Annotated in this window: 19 protein-coding genes; 11 read left to right on the forward strand and 8 right to left on the reverse strand. The window is 59.3% G+C overall.

Annotated elements, in window-relative coordinates; translation table 11 throughout:
- Nucleotides 1-14 precede the first annotated feature (14 nt).
- From glnT to DTW90_RS20635, 7 genes are all read right to left on the reverse strand, one after another.
- Entirely contained in the window at nucleotides 15-1,322 is a 1,308-nt protein-coding gene (gene glnT / locus DTW90_RS20605) for a type III glutamate--ammonia ligase (RefSeq protein WP_132523554.1), read from the reverse strand.
- Nucleotides 1,323-1,404: 82 nt separating this feature from the next.
- Nucleotides 1,405-2,733: an FMN-binding glutamate synthase family protein gene (locus DTW90_RS20610; protein ID WP_149340602.1), complete on the reverse strand. Its 1,329-nt coding sequence runs from the start codon at nucleotides 2,731-2,733 to the stop codon at nucleotides 1,405-1,407.
- Between the two features lie 19 nt (nucleotides 2,734-2,752).
- Entirely contained in the window at nucleotides 2,753-3,439 is a 687-nt protein-coding gene (locus DTW90_RS20615; protein WP_149340604.1) for a GXGXG domain-containing protein, read from the reverse strand.
- A 52-nt stretch (nucleotides 3,440-3,491) separates the two neighbouring features.
- The gene (locus tag DTW90_RS20620; RefSeq protein ID WP_149340605.1) at nucleotides 3,492-4,388 is read right to left on the reverse strand and encodes a glutamine amidotransferase family protein; all 897 of its coding nucleotides are present in this window, start codon (nucleotides 4,386-4,388) and stop codon (nucleotides 3,492-3,494) included.
- A gap of 90 nt (nucleotides 4,389-4,478) precedes the next feature.
- The gene (locus DTW90_RS20625) at nucleotides 4,479-5,162 is read right to left on the reverse strand and encodes a helix-turn-helix domain-containing protein (protein WP_132523550.1); all 684 of its coding nucleotides are present in this window, start codon (nucleotides 5,160-5,162) and stop codon (nucleotides 4,479-4,481) included.
- A gap of 74 nt (nucleotides 5,163-5,236) precedes the next feature.
- Nucleotides 5,237-6,196 carry a GlxA family transcriptional regulator gene (locus tag DTW90_RS20630; RefSeq protein ID WP_132523549.1) on the reverse strand — a complete coding sequence of 320 codons (960 nt, stop codon included), beginning with the start codon at nucleotides 6,194-6,196 and terminating at the stop codon, nucleotides 5,237-5,239.
- Nucleotides 6,197-6,249: 53 nt separating this feature from the next.
- On the reverse strand, nucleotides 6,250-6,681 hold the full coding sequence (locus tag DTW90_RS20635; protein WP_132523548.1) for a MarR family transcriptional regulator: 432 nt from the start codon (nucleotides 6,679-6,681) through the stop codon (nucleotides 6,250-6,252).
- A gap of 287 nt (nucleotides 6,682-6,968) precedes the next feature.
- On the opposite strand from DTW90_RS20635, the gene DTW90_RS20640 reads away from it, so the two are divergent.
- The 11 genes from DTW90_RS20640 to DTW90_RS20690 all read left to right on the forward strand — a co-directional run bounded on the left by DTW90_RS20640 (nucleotide 6,969) and on the right by DTW90_RS20690 (nucleotide 22,853).
- Nucleotides 6,969-7,802: an alpha/beta hydrolase gene (locus tag DTW90_RS20640; RefSeq protein ID WP_246664998.1), complete on the forward strand. Its 834-nt coding sequence runs from the start codon at nucleotides 6,969-6,971 to the stop codon at nucleotides 7,800-7,802.
- A 213-nt stretch (nucleotides 7,803-8,015) separates the two neighbouring features.
- Nucleotides 8,016-9,068 carry an alpha/beta hydrolase gene (locus DTW90_RS20645; RefSeq protein ID WP_132523546.1) on the forward strand — a complete coding sequence of 351 codons (1,053 nt, stop codon included), beginning with the start codon at nucleotides 8,016-8,018 and terminating at the stop codon, nucleotides 9,066-9,068.
- A 144-nt stretch (nucleotides 9,069-9,212) separates the two neighbouring features.
- Nucleotides 9,213-9,404: a twin-arginine translocase TatA/TatE family subunit gene (locus DTW90_RS20650; protein WP_132523545.1), complete on the forward strand. Its 192-nt coding sequence runs from the start codon at nucleotides 9,213-9,215 to the stop codon at nucleotides 9,402-9,404.
- 142 nt (nucleotides 9,405-9,546) lie between these two features.
- Nucleotides 9,547-10,287 (forward strand): response regulator, encoded by a 741-nt coding sequence (locus tag DTW90_RS20655; RefSeq protein WP_132523544.1) that lies wholly within the window; start codon nucleotides 9,547-9,549, stop codon nucleotides 10,285-10,287.
- A complete protein-coding gene (locus DTW90_RS20660; RefSeq protein WP_149340609.1) occupies nucleotides 10,284-11,606 on the forward strand; it encodes a HAMP domain-containing sensor histidine kinase in 1,323 nt (440 codons plus the stop codon). The genes DTW90_RS20655 and DTW90_RS20660 overlap by 4 nt, the downstream gene beginning before the upstream one ends.
- A gap of 151 nt (nucleotides 11,607-11,757) precedes the next feature.
- The gene (locus DTW90_RS20665) at nucleotides 11,758-14,058 is read left to right on the forward strand and encodes an FdhF/YdeP family oxidoreductase (RefSeq protein ID WP_132523542.1); all 2,301 of its coding nucleotides are present in this window, start codon (nucleotides 11,758-11,760) and stop codon (nucleotides 14,056-14,058) included.
- A 215-nt stretch (nucleotides 14,059-14,273) separates the two neighbouring features.
- Nucleotides 14,274-15,386, forward strand: a complete 1,113-nt coding sequence (locus DTW90_RS20670; RefSeq protein WP_132523541.1) for an NADH:flavin oxidoreductase/NADH oxidase — start codon at nucleotides 14,274-14,276, stop codon at nucleotides 15,384-15,386.
- A 235-nt stretch (nucleotides 15,387-15,621) separates the two neighbouring features.
- Nucleotides 15,622-16,743, forward strand: a complete 1,122-nt coding sequence (locus tag DTW90_RS20675; RefSeq protein ID WP_132523540.1) for an HPP family protein — start codon at nucleotides 15,622-15,624, stop codon at nucleotides 16,741-16,743.
- A 373-nt stretch (nucleotides 16,744-17,116) separates the two neighbouring features.
- The gene (locus tag DTW90_RS20680) at nucleotides 17,117-18,247 is read left to right on the forward strand and encodes a calcium:proton antiporter (protein WP_132523539.1); all 1,131 of its coding nucleotides are present in this window, start codon (nucleotides 17,117-17,119) and stop codon (nucleotides 18,245-18,247) included.
- A 202-nt stretch (nucleotides 18,248-18,449) separates the two neighbouring features.
- Nucleotides 18,450-19,646 carry an efflux RND transporter periplasmic adaptor subunit gene (locus DTW90_RS20685; RefSeq protein ID WP_132523538.1) on the forward strand — a complete coding sequence of 399 codons (1,197 nt, stop codon included), beginning with the start codon at nucleotides 18,450-18,452 and terminating at the stop codon, nucleotides 19,644-19,646.
- Between the two features lie 42 nt (nucleotides 19,647-19,688).
- The gene (locus DTW90_RS20690; protein ID WP_132523537.1) at nucleotides 19,689-22,853 is read left to right on the forward strand and encodes a multidrug efflux RND transporter permease subunit; all 3,165 of its coding nucleotides are present in this window, start codon (nucleotides 19,689-19,691) and stop codon (nucleotides 22,851-22,853) included.
- Between the two features lie 40 nt (nucleotides 22,854-22,893).
- Here the strand turns inward: DTW90_RS20690 and DTW90_RS20695 are convergent, their stop codons facing one another.
- Nucleotides 22,894-23,658 carry a cysteine rich repeat-containing protein gene (locus tag DTW90_RS20695; RefSeq protein WP_246664988.1) on the reverse strand — a complete coding sequence of 255 codons (765 nt, stop codon included), beginning with the start codon at nucleotides 23,656-23,658 and terminating at the stop codon, nucleotides 22,894-22,896.
- Nucleotides 23,659-23,686: the final 28 nt, after the last annotated feature.

Raw genomic sequence — 23,686 nt, forward strand, 5'->3', positions numbered from 1 at the left:
CCTCGGCGCCCGGCTCAGATATCGAGCGTCGCGTCGCGTTCCCACTGCGTGAAATGCGAGCAGTAGGCGTTCCATTCCTGATGCTTGAGCTTGAGGTAGGCGGAGGAGAATTCGGTTCCGATCGCTTCCTTCAAACCCTCGTCAGCATCATAGGCACGCAGGGCATCGAGCAGGTTCAGCGGCAGGCGCGGCGCGTCCTTGACCAGATGGCCTTCCGCATACATGTCGATATCGCAATGCGGACCGGGGTCCGCCTTGGTACGGATGCCGCCCAGACCGGCGGCGATGATCACCGCTTGCAGCAGGTAAGGGTTGACCGCTCCGTCGGGCAGGCGAAGCTCGAAGCGCCCAGGCCCCGGCACGCGCACCATGTGGGTGCGGTTGTTGCCGGTCCACGTGACCGTGTTCGGCGACCAGGTCGCGCCCGAAGTCGTTCTCGGCGCGTTGATGCGTTTGTAGGAATTGACCGTCGGATTGGTGATCGCGGCAAGCGAGGAGGCATGTTTCATGATGCCGCCTAGGAAGTGCTTGCCTTCCGCCGATAGCCCGAATTCGGCTTCCTTGTCGGCAAAGACGTTGGTCCTGCCGTCATTGTCCCAGACGGAGACGTGGCAATGGCAGCCATTGCCCGTCAGGCCCTTGAAGGGTTTGGGCATGAAAGTCGCGCGAAGCCCATGTTTCTCGGCGATCGACTTCACCATGAACTTGAAGAAGGAATGCTTGTCGGCCGTCTTCAGCGCGTCATCGAATTCCCAGTTCATCTCGAACTGGCCGTTCGCGTCTTCATGGTCGTTCTGATAGGCGCCCCAGCCGAGCTCCAGCATATAGTCGCAGATCTCGGCGATGACGTCGTAGCGACGCATGACCGCCTGCTGGTCGTAGCAGGGCTTTTCAGCGGTATCGAATTCATCCGAGATCTTCGAGCCATCGGCGGTGATCAAGAAGAATTCCGCCTCGACTCCGGTCTTGACGCGCTTGCCCTGTGATTGCGCCTGGGCAACCAATTTCTTCAGGACATTGCGGGGCGCCTGCGCCACCAGCTGGCCTTCCATCATGCAATCGGCAGCAACCCAGGCGACTTCCCTCTTCCAGGGCAGTTGGATGACGGAATCTGCGTCCGGCACCGCAAAAAGATCGGGATGGGCAGGCGTCATGTCGAGCCAGGTGGCGAAACCGGCAAAGCCCGCGCCTTCTTCCTGCATGCCCTTGATCGCCTGCGCTGGCACAAGCTTGGCACGCTGCCCGGAGAAGAGATCCGTATAGCTGATCATGAAATATTTGATGCCCTTGTCTTTTGCAAAGGCAGCAAGGTCCAGTGTCATTCTCGTTCCCCTTTGGATTTCTCAGAGACACTTTGGTTATGCATGCGAGACGGCCGGGCATTTTTGCCTCGGCCGGCAGAAATCAGTAGCCTCCCTTGCCTGGTATCCAGCTCGTTCCCGCGAGTGGTACCTGCGCCATGGCCGATGCCTCGATCGTCAATGCGCACAAATCTTCCGGTTCCAGATTGTGGACATGGTTCTTGCCGCAGGCACGGGCGATCGTCTGTGCCTCCAGCGCCATGACTTTGAGATAATTGGCCAGACGGCGACCCGCTGCAACAGGGTCGACGCGCTTCATCAATTCAGGGTCCTGCGTGGTGATGCCTGACGGATCCTTGCCCTCGTGCCAGTCGTCATAGGCCGCAGCAGTTGTATGGAGCGCCTCATAGTCGGCAGCCCAGCGCGGATCATTTTCGCCGATAGCGATGAGGGCCGCCGTACCGATCGATACCGCGTCGGCCCCGAGCGCCAACGCCTTGGCGACGTCGGCGCCATTCCTGACGCCGCCGGAGATAATCAGCTGCACCTTGCGATGCATGCCGAGATCCTGCAGCGCCTGGACCGCAGGGCGGATGCAGGCAAGCGTCGGCATGCCGACATTCTCGATGAAGACTTCCTGCGTGGCGGCCGTGCCGCCCTGCATGCCATCGAGCACGACGACGTCAGCGCCGGCTTTCACGGCAAGAGCGGTATCGTAATAGGGCCTGGCGCCGCCGACCTTGACGTAGATCGGCTTTTCCCAATTGGTAATTTCGCGCAGCTCGAGGATCTTGATCTCCAGATCGTCCGGTCCGGTCCAGTCAGGATGGCGGCTGGCAGAGCGCTGGTCAATGCCCTTCGGCAACGTGCGCATCTCTGCAACACGGTCGGAAATCTTTTGCCCGAGCAGCATGCCGCCGCCGCCAGGTTTGGCACCCTGGCCGACGACGATTTCGATCGCATCGGCGCGGCGCAGATCTCGCGGGTTCATGCCGTAGCGCGACGGCAGATATTGATAGACCAGAATCTCGGAATGGCCGCGTTCCTCTTCGGTCATGCCGCCGTCACCTGTTGTCGTCGAGGTTCCGGCGATGGTCGCGCCGCGGCCGAGAGCCTCCTTGGCGGGGCCGGAGAGCGAACCGAAGCTCATGCCGGCAATCGTAATTGGGATTTTCAGCTCGATCGGCTTCTTTGCATGGCGTGAGCCGAGCACGACATTGGTGCCGCATTTCTCGCGGTAGCCTTCCAGCGGATAGCGGGAAATCGAGGCGCCGAGGAAGAGAAGATCGTCGAAATGCGGCAGCTTGCGCTTGGCGCCGGCGCCGCGGATATCATAGATGCCGGTCGCTGCTGCGCGGCGAATTTCCGACATCGTGTATTCGTCGAAGGTTGCCGAGGGGCGAGGCTTGGTGGGCGGATTCTGATAGCTCATTTAAAAACCTCGATTGGGCTCAATAGGCGTCGGCATTGTCGACGTGGAAATTGTAGAGCTTGCGGGAGGAGCCGTAGCGGCTGAACTCTTCCGGCCTGACATCGGTAATGCCGGCCTTTTCGAGAAGGTCACCGAGAAGCCTGATATGCTCAAGGCGCATCTCCTTGGCCACGCAATCGGCGCCAAGGGACTGGACCTTGCCGCGCACGAAGATGCGGGCTTCATAAAGGGAATCGCCCAGCGCCTCGCCGGCATCGCCCAGCACGACCAGATTGCCTGCCTGCGCCATGAAGGCAGACATGTGGCCGATATTGCCGCGCACGATGATGTCGATGCCCTTCATCGAAATGCCGCAACGCGAAGAAGCATTGCCCTCGATAACAAGCAATCCGCCGCAGCCGGTGGCGCCGGCATATTGGCTGGCGTCGCCCTTGATGGTGATCCGGCCGGACATCATGTTCTCTCCGACACCGGGGCCGGCCGATCCGTGTACGGTGATGCTGGCCTCTTCATTCATGCCGCCGCAGTAATAGCCGACGCTGCCGTGGATATCGATGCTGACGGGCGCATGTACGCCGGCTGCAACCGCATGGTGCCCGCGAGGGTTCACGACATCGAACTTGATGTCGTTGTCGCCCGTTGCCACGTCATGCAGGGTCTGGTTGAGGTCGCGAAGCGGAGTTACCGCAAGATCGAATGTGGGCATGAAATCGTCCTGAAATGAAATCGAGCCGATAGGTTGAAGTCGATGTCCGGCTTCAGCGTTCCCAGAAATAGACGGTCGCCGGTTCCGGCTCCCAGACCCGTGCATCCTCGATGCCCGGCAGGTTGACGAGCGCGCGATATTCCGAGCCGAAGGCGACATATTGATCGGTTTCGGCCATGACTGCCGGCTTGCAGGCGATCGCGTCGCGCACGACACCGAAGCCGGATTTCGTGCCGACCACAAAGGTGAAGAAGCCGTCGAGATCGTTGACCGCGCCTTCCAGTGCCTGGCCGAGGTTCTTGCCCTTGGCCATCTCGGCGGTGAGATAGGCGGCAGCAACTTCGGTGTCATTTTCCGTCTCGAAGGTCATGCCCTCGCGTTTCAGTTCACGGCGCAGATTATTGTGGTTGGAGAGCGAGCCATTGTGCACCAGGCACTGGTCGGAGCCTGTCGAGAAGGGGTGGGCGCCAAGCGTCGTCACGGCCGATTCCGTCGCCATGCGCGTATGGCCGATGCCATGTGTGCCCGACATGGAGTTGACCGCAAAGCGCGAGACCACGTCCTTCGGCAAGCCGGTTTCCTTGTAGATCTCGATTGCATCGCCGCTGCTCATGATGCGTACTTCAGGACGAAGCTCGGCAATCGCGGCGCGTCCCTCGTCAAGCATGTCTCTCGGTAGAGTGATGACGGCATGGGTGCTCTTGATCTCGATGGAGATGGGAGCGTCCAGTGCCTTTCTGAGGTCGGCCCCGAGGTCGGCGAAGTCTTTCTTCGGCTTGGCCGACTGGATCGTGATCTTGGTGTCGCTACCGCTGCTTGCGCCGTAGATCGCAATACCGGCGCTATCCGGTCCGCGGTCGGTCATCGTGACAAGCATCGACGATAGAAGCGAGCCGAGTTCGGGCTCCAGGCTTTTATCCTTCAGGAAAAGCCCCACAATTCCGCACATGATCAGACCCTCCATTCGCGTATGCGAAATGAGTAACAGGTCCAATTCTGGATTTCAACTTGGAAGAATAAATTTTTCTTTTAAGGCAAGTCAGCCGGACCCGTCGCGCTGTGGATAGCTGATGATCGACAGGTATCTGCTCGGAAGCTTGACCAATTGCTCCGGTCCGTGCGGCGCATCGGCGTCGAAGAACAGGCTGTCGCCCGGCTGCATCGGGAAAAGCTGGTCCCCGTGGCGATAGACCACCTCGCCCTCAAGCATATAGAGAAACTCCATCCCTTCGTGCTGGAAGGTCGGGAAGACATCGGAATCGGCAGTCAGGGTGATGAGATAGGGCTCGACGATGACGCCGCTGGAGTTGTTGTCGATGTGACCGAGAAGATTGTATTGATGGCCGGCGCGCGTCCCTCGCCGTTCAAGCTCGACGCCTTCGCCCGCCTTGACGAAAACGGCATTGCGGGGCTGCTCGTAACGGCGAAAGAATGCCGTCAGCGGTACGCCCAGGGCGCGGGAGAGGGCCTGGAGCGTGGTGAGCGACGGTGAGATGTTACCGTTCTCGATCTTCGAGAGCATGCCGAGCGATATCCCGGTTGCGGCGGCAAGGTCCGTCACTGTTATGCCGAGCTTCTTGCGATAGGCACGCACCTCGTGGCCGATCGCCATTTCGAGATTGTTTTCCTTGGGTTCGCGAACCGCATGCGGATCTTGCGTAAAAGCGGGCCGGGAGCCATGCGGCGGTTCCTGGTTCGCTGCCTTATCATGCTTGCTGCTCATTGGCGGTCCCTTGCGGCAGGTCTTCTGCAGCGCACCCTATCGTCAGGGTGAAATTTTCTCAACCGTGAAGAAAGTCAGGACTTACGCACGTCGCTCGGTGCCATGCCATAGGCGCGCCGAAAGACGCGAGAGAAGTGCGCCCCATTGGAAAATCCCGTCGCGACCGCGATCTGCGAAATCGAAAGCGGGCTTTGCTCCAGCAGGCGCCGGGCATGCTGCAATCGGATCTGGCGGTACTGATCAAGGAAACCTGAGCTGAGATGGGTGGCAAAAAGCCGATCCAGATGACGCGGTGTGACACCGGCAATGCGCGCCATGGCGGAGCGATCAAGCGGCATCTCGATCGTCTCCTCCATTTTCTCAAGGACGCTGAGAAGCCCCGGATGATGGACGCCGTAACGCTCTGCCAGCGATGCGCGTTGCGGCGCGGCGGGCTCGCCGACCTCGGTGTGCAGATACCAGTCGCTGACCCTGCGGGCGAAGTCCTGCCCCATCCGTTCAGCGATCAGGGCGTGCATCATGTCGAGGGATGCGATGCCGCCGCCGCAGGTTATGCGGTTGCTGTCGATGACGAAGCGCGCCTGGCGTGGAGCAAGATCGGGAAAGGCTTCCAGCAGCGCGGGTGCATATTCCCAGTGAATGGTGAAATCACGCTGCGCCAGCAGGCCGGCCTGCGCCAGCAGGTAGGGGCCGCCGGAGATGCCGCCGATGCGCACGCCGTCGCGGGACAATTGTCGGAGGCAGGAAAGCAGGGCCGGATATTGCCACTCCCGCGGCGAGCCGCCGGCGCACACAAAGACAGTCCCGAGTTCCGATCGCCGGCTGGGTAGCGGCTCGGCCGGAACCAACACGCCGCTGGAGGAGTGTGCATGCTTTCCTTCCGGCGAGAAGTTAGAGATGCGATAGATCTCCCGACCGGCGAGAAGGTTCGCAGCGCGCAGCGGCTCGGTCGCCGAGGCGTAAGACATCAAGGCAAATCCCGGGATCAGGATGAAGCCGACATGCTGCAGGTTTTTTGCATCGACCGAAGACATGTCTCTTTCATACCGGCGGACGTCCCGAAGAGGCAAGGAGCGCGGTAAGAGCGTCAGATCTCTTCTTCGGCCAATGCACCGCGCAGTGCGCGCACCTGCCGGTTCAGCGCTTCCATTTGCTGCGGTGTCATGCCCGAGCGCTCCACCAGGGTCTCACCAAGACAGTTGCTCTGGACAAGCAAGGCGTGACCGGCATCGGTGAGCCAGACGTGAACCTGACGTTCGTCTGCCTTGCTGCGCCGGCGTTCGACGAGGCCGGCCTGCTCCATCCGTTTCACCGGCGGCGTGATCGTACTCGACTCCAGTGCCAGCCGCTCGGCAATTGCGCCGATCGTCATGCCGTCCTCCTCTCCCAAAGCGCTCAGAACCAGATACTGCGGGTAGGTGATACCCATAGCATCCAGCATCGGCTTGTAGGTGCGATTGATCGCAAGGCTCGCGGCATAGAGCGAGAAACAAAGCTGGTTGTCTAGCGGGACAGGCATATAAGGTCTCCTGCAAATGTCAGGTCTCTTTCTACCACGAAAAATAATATCGCGATAATATTTTTTCTATGGACAGGCTCGAGAAGTGCCGCTATGGTCAAGTTATCGCGATAATAGATATTGCGATAATGATTTAAAGGAAGATCGAGATGAGCCAGTCGAACACTCAAGCTACCCGTCGCGGCGTCATGACAGCAGGTCTGGGCATTGCCGCTGCAGCGGCGGTCCTGCCCCTTGCACAATCCGCAGAAGCCTCCACCAAGCAGCCTTCGAAAGGGAAGAACACGATGAGCAGCAATACGATCACCACCAAAGACGGCACTGAGATTTACTACAAGGACTGGGGAACGGGTCAGCCGATCGTGTTCCACCACGGTTGGCCGTTGAGCGCCGACGACTGGGATGCCCAGATGTTGTTCTTCCTCGACAAGGGCTTCCGCGTTATCGCCCATGATCGCCGCGGCCACGGCCGTTCGAGCCAGACGGCGACCGGAAACGAGATGGACACCTACGCCGCCGACGTGGCCGAGCTGGTCGATCATCTCGGCCTGAAGGGTGCGATCCATGTCGGCCATTCGACAGGCGGTGGCGAAGTTGCCCGCTATGTCGCAAAGCATGGCGGTAACGGCCGAGTGTCCAAGGCTGTCCTGATTGGCGCTGTGCCGCCGATCATGGTCAAGTCCGACAAGAACCCGGGCGGCCTTCCGCTTGAAGTGTTCGATGGCTTCCGTACTGCCCTGGCTGCAAAGCGCGCACAGTTCTTCCACGACATACCAGCGGGGCCGTTCTACGGCTTCAACCGTCCGGATGCCAAGGTGTCGGAAGGCATCATCGACAATTGGTGGCGCCAGGGCATGATGGGCGGCGCCAAGGCCCATTATGATTGCATCAAGGCCTTCTCCGAAACCGACTTCACCGACGACCTGAAGGCGATCGACGTGCCGGTGCTCGTCATGCATGGCGATGACGACCAGATCGTGCCGATCGCAGATTCCGCCCTTCTGTCCTCCAAGCTGCTGAAGAACGGCACTTTGAAGGTTTACAAGGGCTTCCCGCATGGCATGGCCACGACCCATGCCGATGTGATCAACGCGGATCTGCTGGCCTTCTTCAAGGCATAAGCCTTCAAAAGCCGTTATGGCGACTGAATGGAGCGCCCTTCGACGAGGGGCGCTCTTTTGCATTCGAAGCCGGGGACCACGGGCAATTGTATCAAAGTGTATCTTGGCCGCTGAAAGCTACATGGGTATTCAAAACAGGATGGATCGCGACACAACGGGGATACATGAGAGTCGTTTTCTTGCGGCACGACGAATTCAACTGGAGAGAAGACCATGTCTGACGAAATCAACCATCAACGCCGTCGATTTTTTGGTATTGCCGCGATGGCGGTCGCTGCAACTCAGCTGGGAGCGATCGGCATCGCCAATGCGCAGTCAGGCAATGAGACCCCGAAAAAATTGCCCACCATCAAGCCGGGCACGAATACCTCGTTCGCGCCACTGAAGCAGATTGATGCTGGCCTCCTCAATATCGGATATGCCGAGGCAGGTCCGGCCAACGGCCCCGTCGTCATCCTCCTGCATGGCTGGCCCTACGATATCTACAGCTTTGTCGACGTCGCGCCCTTGCTTGCATCGGCCGGCTACCGGGTGATCATCCCCTATCTTCGTGGTTATGGCACGACAAGGTTCCTCTCCAGCGACACAGTCCGCAACGGCCAACAGGCGGTTGTGGCTGTCGACATCATCGCGCTGATGGATGCGCTGAAAATCGAGAAGGCAGTCGTCGCCGGTTACGACTGGGGCGCTCGCACAGCCGACATTGTCGCCGCACTCTGGCCCGAGCGCTGCAAGGCCCTGGTTTCTGTCAGTGGCTACCTGATCGGCAGCCAGGAGGCTAACAAGAAGCCACTCCCGCCCAAGGCCGAGCTCTTGTGGTGGTACCAGTTCTACTTCGCCACGGAACGCGGACGGCTTGGCTACGAGGCCAACCGGCATGATTTCAACAAGCTCATCTGGCAGCTCGCCTCTCCGAAGTGGAACTTCGACGATGCGACCTATGACAGGTCGGCTGCGGCCTTCGACAATCCCGATCACGTGGCAGTTGTGATCCACAATTACCGCTGGCGTCTTGGCCTTGCTGAAGGCGAGCCGCAGTATGACGAACTGGAAAAGAAGCTCGCTGCATTTCCGGTTATATCGGTGCCGACGATTACCATGGAAGGCGATGCCAACGGTGCGCCGCACCCTGAACCGGCCGCCTATGCCAACAAATTTTCCGGCAAGTATAGCCATCGCACCATCGGCGGCGGCATCGGCCACAACCTGCCTCAGGAAGCGCCCCAGGCCTTCGCTCAGGCCGTGATCGACGTCGACGCATATTGATTGCCGATAAGAAGGGCGCGGGCACAGCGTTCGTCGCCGCGAAAATCGAGATGGCAATAGACCACACTTATTCCGCCGGCTGGCTATCCGGGCCTCGTGTCCGGGTAGCAGCCCAACAAACCAAGTACACGAAAGGATCCGACTATGGGTTCACTCAGCATCTGGCATTGGTTGATCGTCCTCGCGATCGTCCTTCTTATCTTCGGTCGAGGCAAGATCCCCGAGTTGATGGGTGATGTTGCAAAGGGCATCCGGAGCTTCAAGGCCGGTATCTCGGATGATGACGATGAAAAATTGCCCGCTATTCGCCATGCGCGCGAACAGGAACCGCAATGATCGGCAGGCTGCGCTTGCGCTTCGGCATATCAACATTTGAAGATATGGAACTTTTCGGACATCGATCGAAGAGTCTTCATATCAGATCGAATATCGATCATGACGGGCCTGCCTTCGTCGACAATTGATTCAGGAGCCGCAAGTGGAGCACATCGATCACATTCTCATCGTCGATGACGATCGTGAAATCCGTGAACTGGTGTCGAGCTATCTGACGAAGAACGGCCTTCGGACGACTGTCGCTGCCGATGGCCGGCAGATGCGCAGCTTTCTCGAATCCAATACCGTCGACCTTATCGTGCTCGATGTCATGATGCCGGGCGATGACGGCCTTGTTCTGTGCCGGGAATTGCGGGCAGGCAAGCACAAGGCAACGCCGATCCTGATGCTGACGGCCCGCACCGACGAGATGGACCGGATTATCGGGCTAGAGATGGGCGCGGACGACTATCTTGCCAAGCCTTTTGCCGCACGCGAACTGCTGGCCCGCATCAAGGCCGTGTTGCGCCGGACCCGCATGCTGCCCCCCAATCTGCAGGTGACCGAGGTCGGCCAGCTGCTGACCTTCGGCGATTGGAAGCTCGATACGGTTGCCCGCCATTTGCTCGACCGCGAGGGAACCGAGATTGCGCTCAGCGGTGCTGAATATCGGCTGCTCCGCGTCTTTGTCGATCACCCGCAGCGCGTTCTCAATCGCGATCAGCTGTTGAACCTGACGCAAGGTCGCGAGGCGGATTTGTTCGATCGCTCCATCGATCTTCTGGTCAGCCGTCTTCGGCAGCGGCTGGGCGATGATGCCCGTGAACCGACCTACATTAAGACGGTTCGCAGCGAAGGCTACGTGTTGTCGGTACCGGTCGAAATCTCAGAGTTTCGCAAATGATTGCGGCGAAGGCATTCCATCCTTTGCAGCTTTGGCCAAGGACGTTGCGGGCAAGGCTGTTTCTGATCCTGCTTGCCGGTCTTACGATCGCCTCCGGCCTGTCTTTTGCCGTGATTGTCACCGAGCGCTACCTGTCGGCCAAGGCGATCATGCTTGGCACGCTGGAGAGCGACGTGGCGACTTCGATCGCCGTTCTCGATCGTTTGCCGGCGAACGAACGCGCGAATTGGCTGGATCGGCTCAGCCGCGGAAACTATCACTTCGTCATGGGACCAGGATTGCCCGGCGTGGCTGACGTATCCGGTCGAGGTGCCGAGATCGCCGCGAAAATCGAGGAAGCCGTCGGTCATCGCTTTCCTCTCAAGGTCGAATCCATCCCGGGAGACGGGCGGCGGCTGCAGGCGCATTTGACATTGAGCGACGGCAGTCCCCTGACGATCGATGTCACGCCGACGGGTATCATGCCGCTCGCCCAGTGGCTGCCCTATGTCCTGATCGTCCAGCTCATCCTCCTGATCCTTTGCACATGGTTTGCCGTTCGACAGGCGATCCGTCCCTTAGCGGCACTTGCCGCGGCAGCGGACGCGCTCGACCCCAACAAGAAGGACCCGAGGCTGGACGAAAGCGGTCCGACCGAGGTCGCCCATGCGGCAAAGGCCTTCAATTCCATGCGCGACCGCATTGCCAGATATCTCGAAGAGCGCGTCCAGATCCTTGCGTCAATCTCGCATGATCTGCAGACGCCGATCACCCGCATGCGCCTGCGGGCGGAGATGGCGGACGATACGCCGGAGAAGGACAAGCTTGTGCAGGATCTGGCCGAGATCGAACGCCTTGTTCAGGAAGGGGTGGCCTACGCCAGAAGCGCTCATGGCAACGTCGAAAAATCATCTAAAATCGATATCGCCTCATTCATCGAGAGCCTTGCCTACGATTACCAGGATATGGGAAAGGCCGTGACCATCGCCAAGACGATTAGCGGCACGCTGATGACAAGGCCGCATGCGCTTCGGCGTATTCTATCGAACCTCATCGACAACGCCCTGAAATTTGCCGGCGATGCAGAGATCAATGTCGCGCGAGACGGCCAGGGACTTGTCACCATCACCGTTCTGGATAGCGGCGCTGGCATCCCCGACGATCAGCTCGAAGCGGCGATGCAGCCGTTCTACAGGCTCGAACAGTCCCGCAATCGCGGCACCGGCGGAACCGGGCTGGGTTTGGCGATCGCACAACAATTGGCAATCGCGATCGGCGGCTCTCTGAGGCTCTACAATCGCAGCGAAGGCGGCCTTGCCGCGGAAATCACCATCCGCTGACGTTTCAGCGCAGCTTTCCAACAGGATCGCGATCGACGTATCGCGTCTCGCCTCTGCGTGACCATTAGAGTAAGCTCGTGTCTTGCACATCTACCCTTTCAAAATTTCTTGGCAACATACCAGGCGATCACCAACAACTGGAGTAGCTGCGATGACCGTGAAGAGACCTGAAGGTATTGAAGACTATAACGAGCCTGCCGGCGGTTGGGGTGCGTTGCGTGCCGTCGCCAAGACGCTGGCGCACCAGCAGGTGATCGCTCAGGGAACCGCCACGCTTCTCAAGGCCAACCAGCCCGAAGGCTTCGACTGTCCGGGCTGCGCGTGGCCCGACCCGAAGCACACCTCTTCCTTCGAGTTCTGCGAAAACGGCGCCAAGGCCATTACATGGGAATCAACTGCCAAGCGTGTCGGCCTGGATTTCTTCGAAGCACATACCGTGAGCGAACTCTGGCAATGGATCGACCACAAGCTTGAAGATCAGGGCCGTCTGACGCATCCGCTGATCTATAATGCGAAAGCCGACCGCTACGAGGCGATTGAATGGAGCGCGGCCTTCGAGATCATCGGGGAGCAGCTCCGCAATCTGCCTGATCCTGATATGGCAGAGTTTTACACATCGGGCAGGGCGTCCAACGAGGCCGCTTTCCTCTTTCAGACCTTCGTACGGGCCTATGGCACCAACAATTTTCCCGATTGCTCCAACATGTGCCATGAGGCCACGAGCGTCGGGCTGCCACTGTCGATCGGTGTGGGCAAAGGCACCGTTACGCTTGAGGATTTCGACCACGCGGACGCGATCTTCAGCTTCGGCCACAATCCCGGAACAAATCACCCCCGCATGATGACGACGCTGCATGAGGCGTCCCGGCGAGGCGTCCCGATCATCGTGTTCAATCCGCTGAAGGAGCGCGCGCTTGAAAGGTTTGCCGCGCCGCAGAATCCGGTGGAAATGGTGACGCTGTCCTCGACGCCGATTGCCTCGGCCTATCATCAGGTCAGAGCCGGCGGTGATCTCGCGGCGCTCAAAGGCCTGATGAAGTCGATCTTCGAGCGTGATGCCGCAGACATCGCGGCCGGAGGGAAGGGGGTTCTCGACCGGGATTTCATCGCAGAACACACGGTCGGCATCGATGCGCTCAAAGCCGATGTGGAAGCCACCGACTGGGCTGCAATATTGGCTGTTTCGGGGCTGACGCGCGATGCGATCGAAAGCGCCGTCGACGTCTATCTCAATGCGAAGAACGTCATCGTCTGCTATGGCATGGGGCTTACCCAACACAGCAACGGCACGGCGAACGTCCAGCAGGTCGCGAACTTGCTGATGCTGCGCGGCAATATCGGCAGACAGGGTGCCGGCATCGCACCGATCCGCGGCCATTCGAACGTTCAGGGAGACCGGACGGTCGGCATTACCGAGATTCCCAACGACGCGCTGATTGACGGCATGGAGCGCGCCTTCGGATTTCGGCCTTCGGCGACCAAGGGACACAATGCGATAGAAGCCATCGAAGCTATTAGCGAGGGACGTTCGAAAGCGCTTATCTGTCTTGGTGGCAATCTTGCAGTGGCAATGTCGGATCCCGATGTGACCTTTGCGGCGATGCGCAAACTGGATCTTGCAGTCCATCTCGCAACGAAACTGAATCGTTCTCACCTCCTGACTGCCAAGACGTCCCTGATCCTGCCGGTTCTCGGCCGCACCGATCTCGATACCCAGGCATCGGGACCGCAGGCGATTACGGTTGAAGATTCCATGTCGATGGTTCACGCATCGCGCGGCTTCCTTAAGCCCCCGAGCGACCAGCTCAAATCCGAACCCGCCATCATCGCCGGCATTGCCAAGGCTACGCTCGGTGATCGATATGGCATCGACTGGGACGGACTGATCGCAAACTACGACAGGATCCGGGAAAAGATCGAAGTCGTGTTTCCCGACTTCCACGATTTCAACAAACGCGTGCGGGTGCATGGCGGGTTCCGGCTCGATGTGGCGGCCTCTGACCGCAGGTGGAATACTGAGACAGGGAAGGCGAATTTCCTGCTTGCGCCGGGCTTGGATGAAGATCCAAGGATCAAGGATCCAAATGTTCTCGTGATGACGACGATCCGCAGCCATGATCAGTATAATACGACGGTCTATGGACTGGACGATCGCTATCGCGGGGTATTCGGAAGGCGCGATGTCATCTTCATGAACAGGGACGATCTCGCAGCCCGAGGTCTCGCCGATGGCGACGTCATCGACGTCGAAGCTGCCTATTATGAAAGTGATGTCGACAGGCCCCGGAAGGCTGCGCGTCGCTTCACGGCGGTGGCTTACAATATTCCCCAAGGCGCGGTTGCCGGATACTATCCGGAGATGAACAGCGTGGTCTCTCTCGGGCACTATGACCGGAAATCCGGAACGCCAGCATATAAGGGAGTGCCCGTCAGGATCGTCAGAAGTCTCTGAAGGCGGAATTTGCGAGATTGAGCGCGCAAGCTTTCGTGAATGGCTGCGGCCGTGGCTGGCGTTTGCGGCTGCTTCGGGCCATGAGAGACATACTTGAGATTCTCAAGGTCACGGTCCTAAACTGCCGTTGGCTTCATGCCTGGCTTTTCGAGCCGGGCCGCGTGAGACATTTACGGATCGCTTCTTTTCGCTGCACTGCATAAGGATAGTTCGCCATGGCACAGCCCGCTTTGTTCAAACCATTTAACGTTCGCAATCTCACCCTGCCGAACCGCATCGTGATTGCGCCCATGTGTCAATATTCGGCCGAAAACGGATGCATGACGGACTGGCATCTGATCCATCTCGGCCAGCTCGCGCTCTCGGGCGCTGCGCTGCTGACGATCGAAGCAACCGCCGTCCTTCCGGAAGGCCGCATCACCTATGCGGATGTCGGGCTGTGGAACGACGAGACCGAAGCTGCGATGGGTCGGGTTCTTGAGAGCATTCGGCGGTGGTCGGATATGCCGATCGGAATTCAGCTCAGCCACGCCGGCCGCAAGGCCTCAACGCTGGTGCCCTGGACGGGCAGCGGGCAGTATTCTCCCGAAGATCCGCATGGTTGGGAGACCGAGGCGCCATCAGGAATTCCCTTTGCGGATGGCTATTTTGCACCGATGGATTTGAACCTGGATGGCCTCCGGCGCGTTCGGGATGCTTTCGCAGCGTCTGCAGTCCGCGCCGCGCGGCTTGGGCTGGGCTTCATCCAGCTTCACGCTGCACATGGCTATCTCCTTCACCAGTTTCTTTCGCCGCTGTCGAACCGCCGCGACGATGAATATGGCGGCAGCCTCGAGAACCGCATGCGTTTTCCGCTGGAAGTGTTTGACGCGGTTCGCGCCGCTTTCCCTGCTGATAAGGCGGTGACCATGCGCGTCTCGGCCACCGATTGGGTCGAAGGCGGTTGGGATGCGGAGCAGACGATCGAGTTTGCTACCCGGCTGGAAGCCCATGGCTGCGACGCGATCCACGTTTCGAGCGGAGGGCTGCATCCTGCTCAACAGATCCCGATCGGGCCAAGCTATCAGGTGCCGCTCGCTCGTGCGGTCAAGGCCGCCGTCAGCATCCCGATCGTTGCCGTCGGGCTCATCACCGAGTTCGAGCAGGCAGAAGCAATCATCTCGACCGGGGATGCAGATCTGATCGCGCTGGCCCGAGGGATCCTCTACGATCCGCATTGGCCGTGGCACGCCGCTGCCGAACTGGGCGGACAGGTTCATGCGCCCAATCAATATCTTCGTTCCCAGCCGCGGCAATACAAGGATCTCTTCATCACCGAGCCTCGGTGACCTGACATCAGGAGAAGATTGAAACGGATTTCGCCGAATTGGCCATAAGTGGGTAGCGACGTTCTTGCCATATCGGTTGGAGCGTCGCATATCTCGTGCCCTGTCATCTGCTTCAGCCAGCGATCGGTCTTCACTGAAGACCGGGGATTCCTGCTGTCGCCTTTAACTCTGGAGAGGCGGCTTCGACTGAAGCCTTCAATCGTCAATACGGCCTGTTGCCGCGCTTTTGGTCCCGATGTCGAAATCCACAGAACCCTCTTCCGCCCCGAGCCGTCATCTTCGGCTGTTTCACCCGATGCTTGCCGGCGCAACATTGCGCGAACGCCTGCTTGCGTGTCTCGGCGCGCTCATCGGCATTGCCCTGACGGGCACGATCTGTGGCTATCTTTTCGGTCAGGGGCCGGCTCTCCCGCTGATCGTGGCGCCTATTGGCGCTTCCGCGGTGTTGCTGTTCGCAGTGCCGGCTAGTCCGCTGGCGCAACCATGGTCCATCATCGGCGGCAACACGATATCTGCGCTGATGGGTGTCATTGCAGCGTATTTCATCCATGAACCAATCCTGGCGATTGGCGTTGGCGTATCATTGGCAATCGGCGCTATGACGTTTACACGTTCCCTGCACCCTCCAGGCGGCGCGGCTGCCCTGACGGCAGTGCTTGGAGGGCCGGCGGTAGCGAGTTGGGGGATACTTTTCCCTCTGGTGCCGGTGGGGCTCAACTCCTGCATTCTGGTTGCCCTCGGCCTGCTGTTCCACAAACTCGCAAGGCGGCAATATCCGCATGTCGCGCTGGCTGCAGCCGTCAATACGCATCGGACTCAGGATCCCCCATCAGCCGAGAGGGTGGGTTTTCGGGAAGAAGATATTGATATGGCGCTCGCCGCGCTCGACGAGACGTTCGACATAGACCGCGGCGATCTCTCCCGCGTGCTGCATCAGGTCGAGCTACAGGCCGCAATCCGGTCTCATGGGGATATTCTTTGCAGCGATATCATGTCCCGCGATATCGTATCGGTCGGGCAGGAGACGCCAAGCGATGAAGCGCGCTCGCTTCTGTTGAAGCACAATATTCGAACGCTTCCGGTCAAGGATAGCACCGGCCGGTTACTCGGAACCGTCGGCCTTAGAGAACTTTCCGATGGTCACGGCCGTGTCAGTGATCATCTTTCGCCGGCCGCCAGTGCCTCCGCGAACGACCCGGCTCTCGGATTGCTACCGGTGCTGACGGACGGCCGAACGCATGCAGTCATCATCGTCGATGCGGAGCGCCACGTGATCGGCCTCATTTCCCAGACGGATATTCTGACTGCTGTTGCGCGCTCCCTGCCGAAAGCAAAAATTTCGGAAGCGGTGGCATAAGGCCCGGAAGCCAAAACTGAAAAAGGCCGGGCAAGCCCGACCTTCTTCTTTCATTTGAGCCCTGCTGCCAGTTCATCCGTGGTCAGCAAGTCGAAATGAACTGGAAAAAGCATACATCCGTTCATAAGAGATGTCGAATGGAATGCGCTGGATAGGCGAAATATGAGAGAATAGCGATCGCCATGTGGTTGATGGCGCGCAATCCAGATGTTCCCGATTTCTGAGGCGGAAAAAGGCGACCTGATGAGAGCAGGCTAGACATTTCAGGTTGATTTCCGGCAACATGCGCGTCAGGCAGATCAGATCAAGCCATCTGATGGGGGACGTGCGGTGATCATCGCTTTTTTGGCAGTTGCGGGCGGATGTTGGTTCGATGGCTGATACTGCTGTCATACACCCTGGTAATATCGGTCGTCTTGTACGCGAGGAATGGTTCCTGGGCGTCAGCGTCCTCACCAGCCTGGCCTTTTTTGCCTTTGAAGGGCGGCTGTTTCAGCATTTGTCCCAACCGGTCTGGTTTGCGTTTATCTTTCTTTGGCTTTTCAGCGCCGTGCTTGGTTCCGCACTTTCCGTCGTGCGACATGCGGATCATCTTGCCGAGCGGCTGGGTGAGCCCTATGGCACCTTGATCCTGACGCTCGCTGTCACCTCGATCGAGGTTATGGCCATTTCCGCGGTGATGCTCCACGGCGACAACAATCCGACGCTAGCACGGGACACGCTTTTCGCCGTCGTCATGATCATTCTCAACGGCATGGTTGGCCTATCCCTGCTGCTTGGCGCTTGGCGGCGGCCTGAGCAGCACCATAATCTCCAAGGCGCCAACGCTTATCTTGGCGTTATCGTGCCGCTCGCGACCCTAACTCTGGTTCTGCCCAGCTTTCTCTATGCCGAAGGCGGGCAGCATCCCTCCGCTCCAAGGCAATTCGTGCTGGGTGTTATTTCCGTTGGCCTTTACTGCACGTTCCTGGTGCTTCAGACAGGTCGTCAACACGACTATTTCACGGAAGCGGAAGAATATCATAACGCGCCGGAACGCATGCCGGCGCCCGAGCCGATATGGCTGCACGCGGTGCTGCTATTCGCCTATATGTTGCCTGTCGTCTATTTGGTCGAGCAATTGGCACTGCCGATCGACTATGTCATCGAAACCCTGCACGCTCCCGCCGCATTCGGGGGTGTCGTCATGGCCGTGCTGGTGGCGACGCCGGAGGCGATCAGCGCAGTGCGGGCCTCCATTGCCAATCATCTGCAGCGCTCGATCAATATCTTTCTAGGCTCCGTGCTTTCGACCATTGGACTGACCGTGCCTGCCATGCTCGCCATCAGCCATCTCTATGGGCATCCCGTGACATTGGGGCTGGAACACAGCGATCTGGTGATGCTTTTGCTCACTCTTGCAGTCAGCATCATCACCTTTGCCAGCGGCCGCACTCACCTCATGCAGGGCGCGATCCATCTCGTGCTTTTCGTCTCTTATCTGCTGCTTATCTTTCAGAGTTGAGACGCCGACCATCCTGTTCGTCGAACGATTGATGGAATCTGCCGGCGAAAAAGGTCGATTGTTCATACGAATTGCATTCCGTGGGTTATTGCAATTTTCGGCAATGGCGCTTCATATTGCCGCTACCTTGATCTTAAAGCTGTATGGCGAGGCAAGGTGCGCATGGGACTGGATCACGTAGGCATGTCGAGGGGGCTGCAGAATGCGTGGAACGTGTCGTCAATGCCCGCAGGTTTTTCTCGCGCTGTTCAGCGTCGCATTTCTCGTCGCCTGCGAGGGGAGCGGCAACACATATGCGCCGCCGCCGCCGCCCAAAGTGATGGTGGCGCAGCCGCTGCAACAGCCCGTGACGCAATATTTCGAACTGACCGGCAACACCGCTGCCATCAACTCTGTCGATATCGAGGCGCGGGTCCAGGGCTTTATCGAATCCATCGACTATCAGGATGGTACAGCGGTTACGAAGGGCACGCAGCTTTTCGGAATCCAGAGAAATACATATCAGGCACAGCTGGACCAGGCGAAGGCGACCCTTGCTTCCTCTCAGGCATCTCAGGTCGGCGCCAAGCAGGAATATGACCGGCAGGTCAACCTGCTGAGGCAGAACGTGACGACCCAGACAGCGGTTGATAGCGCCAAGGCGACGCTCGATCAGGCAAATGCCACCATCGCCAACGCCCAGGCGAGTGTCGAATTGGCAGAGATCAATTTGGGGTACACACAGGTCGTGGCGCCTTTCGACGGGACGATGACCAATCATCTTGTCGATGTCGGCGCGCTGGTCGGTGTCTCCGGCCCGACGCAACTTGCGACCATCGTTCAGATGGATCCGCTCTATGCCTATTTCAGCGTCAGCGAAACGCAGGTGCTTGCGATCAAAGCCAGTCTCGCCAAGCAACATTCCACGCTCTCGCAGCTAGATCTTCCAAAGATACCAGCAGAAATCGGGCTGCAAAACGAGGACGGCTATCCGCACAAGGGGCATCTCGATTATGTCTCGCCGCAGATCGATTCATCTACCGGCACGCTCCAGGTCCGGGCACTCTTCGACAACAAGAACCGTGCCATGCTTCCGGGGATGTTCGTCAGGGTGCGCGTGCCGGTTGGCCACGATGACAAGGCGCTTCTGGTGCGGGACGACGCACTCGGCACCAACCAGCAGGGCAATTACCTGCTGGTGCTCGGCAAGGACGACGTGGTCGAGCAGAGACAGGTGAAGACCGGGCAGAAGGAAGGTGCTCTGCGGGTGATTATATCCGGTCTCGATGCCGACGAGTGGGTCGTGACACATGGCATTCAGCAGGCGATCCCCGGCAGCAAGGTCGCGCCTGAAAAGTCAGACATGAATTCTGTCACCGCAGACGCATCGGGCACTACCGCCACGACCGCCTCCCAATAGTGATTTCGCTACCGTCTTCATCCGAACACCGGAGGCAACAGTATGATTTCGCGCTTCTTCATCGAACGGCCGGTGCTCGCCAACGTTCTGGCGTTGGTCTTCGTGCTCATCGGTGCGGTTGCGCTCTTCCAGCTGCCCGTCGCGCAATATCCGAATGTTGTTCCGCCCACGGTGCAGGTCACGACGCGTTTTCCGGGCGCCAGCGCCAAGACGCTCATCAATACCGTCGCGCTGCCAATCGAGCAGCAGGTCAATGGCGTGCAGAACATGCTCTACATGCAGTCGACAAGCGCCAGCGACGGTACATATTCCCTGATCGTCACTTTCGCGATCGGCACGGATCCGGATCAGGCTCAGGTTCTGGTCCAGAACCGGGTGGCGATTGCGATGTCGTCGCTGCCGGATGCGGTGCAGGTTCAGGGCGTCACGACCCAGAAGAAGTCGACCGCGATCCTCGGTTTCGTCACCCTGACCTCGCCTGACGCCCGCTACGACAGCCTGTTTCTCTCCAATTATGCGGTCATCAATCTGCAGAACGAGCTGGCGCGCCTTCCAGGCGTCGGCAATGTGACCGTCTTCGGTGCCGGTCAATATGCGATGCGGATCTGGATGGATCCGAACCTGCTGCAGGCGCGAGGCCTGACCCCACAGGATGTCATCAATGTCGTCCAGCAGCAGAGCCAGGAAGTCGCCGCCGGTCAGGTCGGAACTCCGCCGGTGCCGAAGGGGCAGGATTTTCAGTATACGCTGAACATCAACGGGCGACTGAACGACGCTCCGGATTATGAGAACATCATCCTCAAGGTCGACCCGCAGCAGGGCGGCCGCGTAACCCGGGTGCGCGACATCGGCCGTGTCGAGCTGGGGGCCCAGACCTACAGCCAGTCCTTCATGCAGAATGGCAATCCGGCGACGGGCATTGGCGTTTCACAGTTGCCGGAAGCAAATGCAATCACGGTAGCCCAGGAAGTCAGAACAAAAATGGCGGAACTCGCCAAGGGCTTTCCGCAGGGACTTACCTACGAAATCCCCTTCGATACGACAAAATTCGTCAAAGCCTCGATCAACGAGGTCTATATGACGTTGATCGAAGCCGGCGTTCTTGTTCTCATCGTCATCCTGATCTTCCTTCAGGATTGGCGCGCAATGCTCGTCCCCGCCACAACGGTGCCCGTCACGATCATCGGCGCTTTCGCAGCCATGGCGGCGCTGGGGTTCACGGTCAACCTCTCCACGCTCTTTGCCATCGTTCTTGCCATCGGCATCGTCGTCGACGACGCGATCGTGATTGTCGAAGGGGTCGCTCGCCACATCGAGGAAGGCATGTCCGGCAGGGAGGCGGCCGAGAAGGCGATGGACGAGCTTTTCGGGCCTGTCATCGGCATTACGCTCGTCCTGATGGCGGTGTTCCTTCCAGCCGCGTTTCTGCCTGGCTTGACCGGTCAGCTCTATAAGCAGTTCGCCCTGGTGATTGCGGCGACTGCTCTGATCAGCGCGATCAACGCGATGACGCTGAAACCCACCCAATGCGCCCTCTGGCTAAGGCCGCCGGTGCCGCCGGAGAGGCGCAACGTCTTCTATCGTGGTTTCAACAGGGGCTATGCCTGGGCGGAACGGCACTATACCGGGCTGATCAGCGGAATGGTTCATCACAGCGCCATCATCGTCCTGGTTGGGCTGGCCCTGATTGGCGTTGCCGTTTGGGGGCTTACGCGCCTGCCGACTGCCTTCCTGCCGGTCGAGGATCAGGGCTATGTCCTGATTGCCGCCCAATTGCCGGATGGCGCCTCGAAGGAGCGGACCGACGCCGTCATGTCGCAGGTCGGCAAGATCGCGCAGGCGACGCCGGGGGTCGACCAAGTGCTGACGATCAGCGGCATCTCCATCCTCGACAACAACGCCAGCCTTCAGAATGCCGGCGTTGCCTACGTGGTTCTCAAAGACTGGGGCGAGCGCGGCAAGGTGAAAGGGCAGGACCTGTTGTCGATATATGAACACCTCAATCAATCGCTGCAGGTTGTCTTGAGCGCCAAGACCCTTGTGGTCGTGCCTCCACCGATCCAGGGCATCGGCAACGCCAATGGCTTCACGATGCAAGTCCTGATCAAGAATGGCGATTTCGATTATCCGCTGCTGCAATCCCTGGCAGATACGATCGTCAAGAGCGGCAATGCCCAATCATCGCTGCAGCGGCTGAGCACATCCTTCCGCGCGACCGTGCCGCAACTCTCCGTAGCCGTCGATCGTATCAAGGCGGAAAAGCTCGGCATCACGGTCGGCCAGGTTTTCTCGGCTTTGTCGAGCTATGTCGGCTCCAGTTATGTAACCCAATTCAACAAGTTCGGGCGCACCTTCCAGGTCTACATTCAGGCGGCATCCGATTTTCGCGTCAGGCCGGATGATATCCGCAACTACAAGGTCAAGGCCGGCGACGGCACGATGGTGCCGCTCGGAACCGTTCTCGATGTCTCGATCGAGCAAGGTCCGTCCCTGATCAGCCTCTACAATCTCTATCCAACAGCCACCATTGTCGGCGGCGCGGCTCAAGGCTTCAGCTCCGGCCAGGCGCTCGATATCATGGAGCAGATCGCCGACCGAACGCTTCCGCCGGGCACGGGCTATGAATGGACGGCGCTGTCCTATCAGGAAAAGATCGTCGGCGGGCAGATCTATTTTATCTTCGCCCTTGCAATGCTGCTGGTCTATTTCGTGCTCGCGGGTCAATATGAGAGCTGGATCCTGCCCCTGGCAGTCCTGCTTGCCGTGCCGCTTGCCCTTCTGGGAACGGTGGGCGCATTGACCTCGCTGGGTGTCGCCAACAATCTCTATACCCAGATCGGCCTCATTCTCCTGATTGCGCTCGCGTCGAAGAACGCCATTCTGATCGTGGAATATGCGCGCGAAAAACGGGAGGAGGGGATGGAAATCCTGGATGCCGCGGTCGAGGCGGCCCGCCTGCGTTTCCGGCCGATCCTGATGACTTCCTTTGCCTTCATTCTTGGCGTGCTGCCGCTCGTGCTCGCTAGCGGCGCTGGCGCCTCGGCCCGCAAATCCATCGGCATTTCGGTCTTCAGCGGCATGATCGCCTCGACCTGCCTTGCGGTCCTGTTCGTCCCCTCGTTCTATGTGGTGCTGCAACGCCTTGAGGAATACCGGAGGCGGCGGTCCGGGACCGTAAAGGTCGAGCAGGCCGCCAATGTCAATTAGGCGGTTTGCCATCATCATTTCGGTAGGATGCTGAGGCGGTCTATAGGCCCGAGGTCAGAATTCTCTGGCATCCCGGCGAGACGCGCGCAAAGTTTTCCTTCAGGCACGCGATGCCGCGGCCGCCACCCAGCGGAACCGCACGGCACAGTGCCCTGAAATCTGGGCCACAGGACCGGCGCATGACGATCAGCTCTTCCCGTGGAGAGAAATTATGCATCGCAGGAGGGGCGGCTTGCGCCGGTGCGGTCGCCACTGCGCCGCCACCTGCCGCAGTTCCCGCTCCACCCAATGCGGCGACCGACTGCTTGCATGCCGGCGACAGTGAAGTGCTGTGCGCCTGCAGACAGGATAGGGCTTCCTGTCCGCCAGGCGTTACGCCCGAACATTGCGCCATAAAATCGTTCCGGCAATTCGACTTGATGGCGCTCTTTTGCGCCTGCGTCGGGGCCTGCGCAGACATGGCTCCTGCAGCCGGAGCAGATGTTGCGGCTGTCGCTGGCTGTGTCGTCGTCGGTGCCGCAGAGCTGGACTTCTTGGCGCCTATGGCCGAGATGGCTTGCTTGCAGGCCGGCGACAGCGATGCGTCGTGCTCTTTCAGGCAATTCAGTGCCTCGATGCCACCGGGCTTCACGCTGGAACATTGCGCAATGAAGTCCGAGCGGCAGGCCGAACGGATCGCACTGCGCTGCTCCTCGGTCGGCTGCTGGGCAATGGCCGCGCCGGCAAGGACAGACGTTATGAAAAACGCATGCAACAGCACGCTGCCCGACGAAACCCTTCGTTCACGGTGTACGATAGCTGTCATTGAAGACGTCAATTTCCACATTTTCCCT

The sequence above is a fragment of the Neorhizobium sp. P12A genome (genome assembly GCF_008365395.1).
Classification (GTDB): Bacteria; Pseudomonadota; Alphaproteobacteria; order Rhizobiales; family Rhizobiaceae; genus Rhizobium.

Bases quoted from the DNA above. Each gene is read 5' to 3' on its own strand.
- DTW90_RS20670 (WP_132523541.1), top strand. From the start codon at position 14,274: ATGGCACAGCCCGCTTTGTTCAAACCATTTAACGTTCGCAATCTCACC.
- DTW90_RS20650 (WP_132523545.1), top strand. From the start codon at position 9,213: ATGGGTTCACTCAGCATCTGGCATTGGTTGATCGTCCTCGCGATCGTC.
- DTW90_RS20695 (WP_246664988.1), bottom strand. From the start codon at position 23,658: ATGACAGCTATCGTACACCGTGAACGAAGGGTTTCGTCGGGCAGCGTG.
- DTW90_RS20645 (WP_132523546.1), top strand. From the start codon at position 8,016: ATGTCTGACGAAATCAACCATCAACGCCGTCGATTTTTTGGTATTGCC.
- DTW90_RS20675 (WP_132523540.1), top strand. From the start codon at position 15,622: ATGTCGAAATCCACAGAACCCTCTTCCGCCCCGAGCCGTCATCTTCGG.
- DTW90_RS20660 (WP_149340609.1), top strand. From the start codon at position 10,284: ATGATTGCGGCGAAGGCATTCCATCCTTTGCAGCTTTGGCCAAGGACG.
- DTW90_RS20680 (WP_132523539.1), top strand. From the start codon at position 17,117: ATGGCTGATACTGCTGTCATACACCCTGGTAATATCGGTCGTCTTGTA.
- DTW90_RS20690 (WP_132523537.1), top strand. From the start codon at position 19,689: ATGATTTCGCGCTTCTTCATCGAACGGCCGGTGCTCGCCAACGTTCTG.
- DTW90_RS20620 (WP_149340605.1), bottom strand. From the start codon at position 4,388: ATGTGCGGAATTGTGGGGCTTTTCCTGAAGGATAAAAGCCTGGAGCCC.
- DTW90_RS20685 (WP_132523538.1), top strand. From the start codon at position 18,450: ATGCGTGGAACGTGTCGTCAATGCCCGCAGGTTTTTCTCGCGCTGTTC.
- DTW90_RS20635 (WP_132523548.1), bottom strand. From the start codon at position 6,681: ATGCCTGTCCCGCTAGACAACCAGCTTTGTTTCTCGCTCTATGCCGCG.
- DTW90_RS20625 (WP_132523550.1), bottom strand. From the start codon at position 5,162: ATGAGCAGCAAGCATGATAAGGCAGCGAACCAGGAACCGCCGCATGGC.
- DTW90_RS20640 (WP_246664998.1), top strand. From the start codon at position 6,969: ATGAGCAGCAATACGATCACCACCAAAGACGGCACTGAGATTTACTAC.
- DTW90_RS20615 (WP_149340604.1), bottom strand. From the start codon at position 3,439: ATGCCCACATTCGATCTTGCGGTAACTCCGCTTCGCGACCTCAACCAG.
- DTW90_RS20630 (WP_132523549.1), bottom strand. From the start codon at position 6,196: ATGTCTTCGGTCGATGCAAAAAACCTGCAGCATGTCGGCTTCATCCTG.
- DTW90_RS20610 (WP_149340602.1), bottom strand. From the start codon at position 2,733: ATGAGCTATCAGAATCCGCCCACCAAGCCTCGCCCCTCGGCAACCTTC.
- glnT (WP_132523554.1), bottom strand. From the start codon at position 1,322: ATGACACTGGACCTTGCTGCCTTTGCAAAAGACAAGGGCATCAAATAT.
- DTW90_RS20665 (WP_132523542.1), top strand. From the start codon at position 11,758: ATGACCGTGAAGAGACCTGAAGGTATTGAAGACTATAACGAGCCTGCC.